At 74.1% G+C, this 3238-nt stretch carries 3 protein-coding genes; all 3 read left to right on the top strand.

Annotated elements, in window-relative coordinates:
• A partial coding sequence (locus tag ABD296_RS49065; RefSeq protein ID WP_344285318.1) for a leucyl aminopeptidase occupies window positions 1-1225 on the top strand: 1225 nt, incomplete at its 5' end.
• Between the two features lie 148 nt (window positions 1226-1373).
• Entirely contained in the window at window positions 1374-2768 is a 1395-nt protein-coding gene (lpdA, locus tag ABD296_RS49060) for a dihydrolipoyl dehydrogenase (RefSeq protein ID WP_344285315.1), read from the top strand.
• Window positions 2769-2810: 42 nt separating this feature from the next.
• Window positions 2811-3238, top strand: a 428-nt coding sequence (locus tag ABD296_RS49055) for a biotin/lipoyl-containing protein (RefSeq protein WP_344285312.1), incomplete at its 3' end; no start/stop codon positions are given.

Genomic DNA, 3238 nt, shown 5'->3' with positions numbered 1-3238 from the left:
CCCCTCCGGCGAGCCTCGCCCCCGCCCCGCCGGCCCCGCCGTCCGCGCGCTCGCCGGGTCCGCGAAGGCGGCCGTCGCGCTGCCCGCCGGGCTCCCCGCCGAGGCCGAGGCCGTCGCGCTGGGCGCGCTGCTCGGCGCCTACTCCTTCGACTCCTACCGGACCGGCGACGGGCACAAGAGCCCCGTCGGCGAGATCCGCCTGGCCGCCCCCGCCGCCACCGACGTCGCCGTCGAGCGCGCCCGGGTGCTGGCGTCCGCGGTGAACCTGGTCCGCGACCTGGTCAACACCCCGCCGTCCGACCTCACCCCCGAGGACCTCGCCAACGAGGCCGAGCGGGTCGCCCGCGACAGCGGCCTCGGCATCGAGGTGCTCGACGAGAAGGCGCTGGTGGACGGCGGCTACGGCGGCATCACCGGGGTCGGCCAGGGCTCGGTGAACCCGCCCCGGCTCGTCCGGCTGTCCTACGGCCACCCCGAGGCGGCCAAGACGCTCGCGCTCGTCGGCAAGGGCATCACCTTCGACTCCGGCGGCCTGTCGCTGAAGCCGGCCGGCTCCATGGACTGGATGAAGTCCGACATGGGCGGCGCCGGCGCGGTGCTCGGCGCGATGGCCGCCATCGCCGAGCTGGCCCCCCGGGTCAACGTCGTCGGCTACATGGCCATCGCGGAGAACATGCCGAGCGGCAGCGCCCAGCGCCCGTCCGACGTGCTGCGCATCTACGGCGGCAAGACCGTCGAGGTCCTCAACACCGACGCCGAGGGCCGCCTCGTGCTGGCCGACGCGCTGGTCCGCTCCGGCGAGGACTCCCCCGACCTGGTCGTGGACGTGGCCACGCTGACCGGCGCGCAGCTGGTCGCGCTCGGCAGCCGGACCGCCGGGGTCATGGCCAATGACGACGGCGTCCGTGAGAAAGTGGTGGCGGCGGCCGAGCGCGCCGGCGAGGCCTCCTGGGGCATGCCGCTGCCGGCCGAGCTGCGCAAGGGGCTCGACTCGTCGGTGGCCGACATCGCCAACATCAGCGGCGACCGCTGGGGCGGCATGCTGGTCGCCGGGGTGTTCCTGCAGGAGTTCGTGCCGGACGGCGTGAAGTGGGCGCACCTCGACATCGCCGGCCCCTCGTTCCAGCAGGGCGAGGCCTACGGGTACACCCCGAAGGGCGGCACCGGCGCCGCGACCCGCACGCTCGTCCAGATCGCCGAGGACCTCGCGGCCGGGCTCCTGTAGGGCCGCCGGGATTTCGCAGGGGCCGCCCAACACCGGCCCGGGCGGGACACAATAGATTTCTCGTGGCGGTGGGGGCCCGTTACGGGTTCGTCCCGCCCGAGGGCGCCGCGGACCGCGCGGTGCCGTCTCCGGGGAAAGGGAGCGTCCAGTGGCGAACAGCGGCCCCTACGACATCGTGGTCCTGGGTGCCGGCAGCGGCGGCTACGCGTGCGCGCTGCGCGCCGCCGAACTCGGCAGGTCGGTCGCGCTCGTCGAGCGCGACGAGTCGCTCGGCGGGACGTGCCTCAACCGGGGCTGCATCCCCACCAAGGCGCTGCTGCACGCGGCCGAGGTGGCGGACCAGACCCGCGAGGCCGCGAGGTTCGGCGTCAAGGCCGTGTACGAGGGGATCGACGTCGCGGGCGTCAACGCCTACAAGGACCGGGTCGTCTCCACGACCGTGAAGGGCCTCACCGGCCTGATCACCTCGCGCGGGATCGAGGTCGTCCGGGGCGAGGGCCGGCTGGCCGGCCCGACCACCGTCGAGGTCCGCACGCCGGACGGCCGGACGCTCGCGCTCGAGGGCCAGCACATCGTGCTCGGCACCGGGTCGGCGCCGAAGTCGCTGCCCGGCCTGGAGATCGACGGCGAGCGCGTCATCTCCAGCGACCACGCGCTGCGGCTGGAGCACGTCCCCGGCTCGGTGATCATCCTCGGCGGCGGCGTCATCGGCGTGGAGTTCGCCAGCGTCTGGCGCTCGTTCGGCGCCGAGGTCACCATCGTCGAGGCCCTCCCCCACCTGCTCCCGCTGGAGGAGGAGTCCAGCTCCAAGCGGCTGGAGCGCGCGTTCCGCAAGCGCGGCATCAAGTTCGAGCTCGGCACCCGGTTCGAGAGCGCCAAGACGACGCAGGGCGGCATCTCGGTCACGCTGGAGGGCGGCAAGGTCGTCGACGCCGAGCTGCTGCTGGTGGCGGTGGGCCGCGGGCCCGTCTCCGACGGCATCGGCCTGGCCGAGGCCGGCGTCGAGACCGAGCGCGGCTACGTCAAGGTCGACGAGTACTGCCGCACCAGCGTCCCCACGATCTCGGCGGTCGGCGACCTGGTCGCCACGCCGCAGCTGGCCCACGTCGGCTTCGCCGAGGGCATCCTCGTCGCCGAGCGGCTCGGCGGGCTCGCCCCCGCGCCGATCGACTACGACGGCGTGCCCCGCATCACCTACTCCGATCCCGAGGTCGCCTCGGTGGGCATCACCTCCGCGGTGGCCCGCGAGCGCGGGTACGAGATCAACGAGGTCACCTACGACCTGGCCGGCAACCCCAAGAGCAAGATCCTGGGGACGCAGGGCGAGGTCAAGGTGATCGCGGCCGTGGACGGTCCCGTCCTCGGCCTGCACATGGTCGGCGCGCGCGTCGGCGAGCTGATCGCCGAGGGCCAGCTCATCTACAACTGGGAGGCCCTCCCGAGCGAGGTCGCCCAGCTGATCCACCCCCACCCGACCCAGTCCGAGGCGGTCGGCGAGGCGCATCTCGCGCTCGCCGGCAAGCCACTGCACGTGCACGGCTGAACGTCCGCGCACAGTATTTTCTCGAAGGAGTCGCTGAGAGCCATGCCGGTCTCCGTCACTATGCCCCAGCTCGGCGAGAGCGTCACCGAGGGCACCGTCACCCGCTGGCTGAAGAAGGAGGGTGAGCGCGTCGAGACCGACGAGCCGCTTCTCGAAGTGTCGACCGACAAGGTCGACACCGAGATCCCTTCGCCCGCCTCGGGCATCCTGACCAGCATCACCGTCGCCGAGGACGAGACCGTCGAGGTCGGTGCCGAGCTGGCCGTCATCGGGGACGAGGGCGACGCCCCGTCCGGCGGCGGCGCGCAGGAGTCCTCCGCGCAGGAGGCCCCCGCGCAGGAGGCCTCCGCGGAGGAGCCCGCCCCGGCGCCGCAGCCCGAGCCCCAGCAGCCGCAGGCGCAGCAGCCGCCCGCGCAGCAGGCTCCGCCGCCCGCCGCGTGGCCGCCGCCCGCGCAGCAGCAGCCCGCCGC

Source organism: Actinomadura napierensis, from assembly GCF_039529375.1.
Lineage (GTDB): Bacteria > Actinomycetota > Actinomycetes > Streptosporangiales > Streptosporangiaceae > Spirillospora > Spirillospora napierensis.
This window is presented reverse-complemented; position numbering and strand designations above follow the sequence as displayed.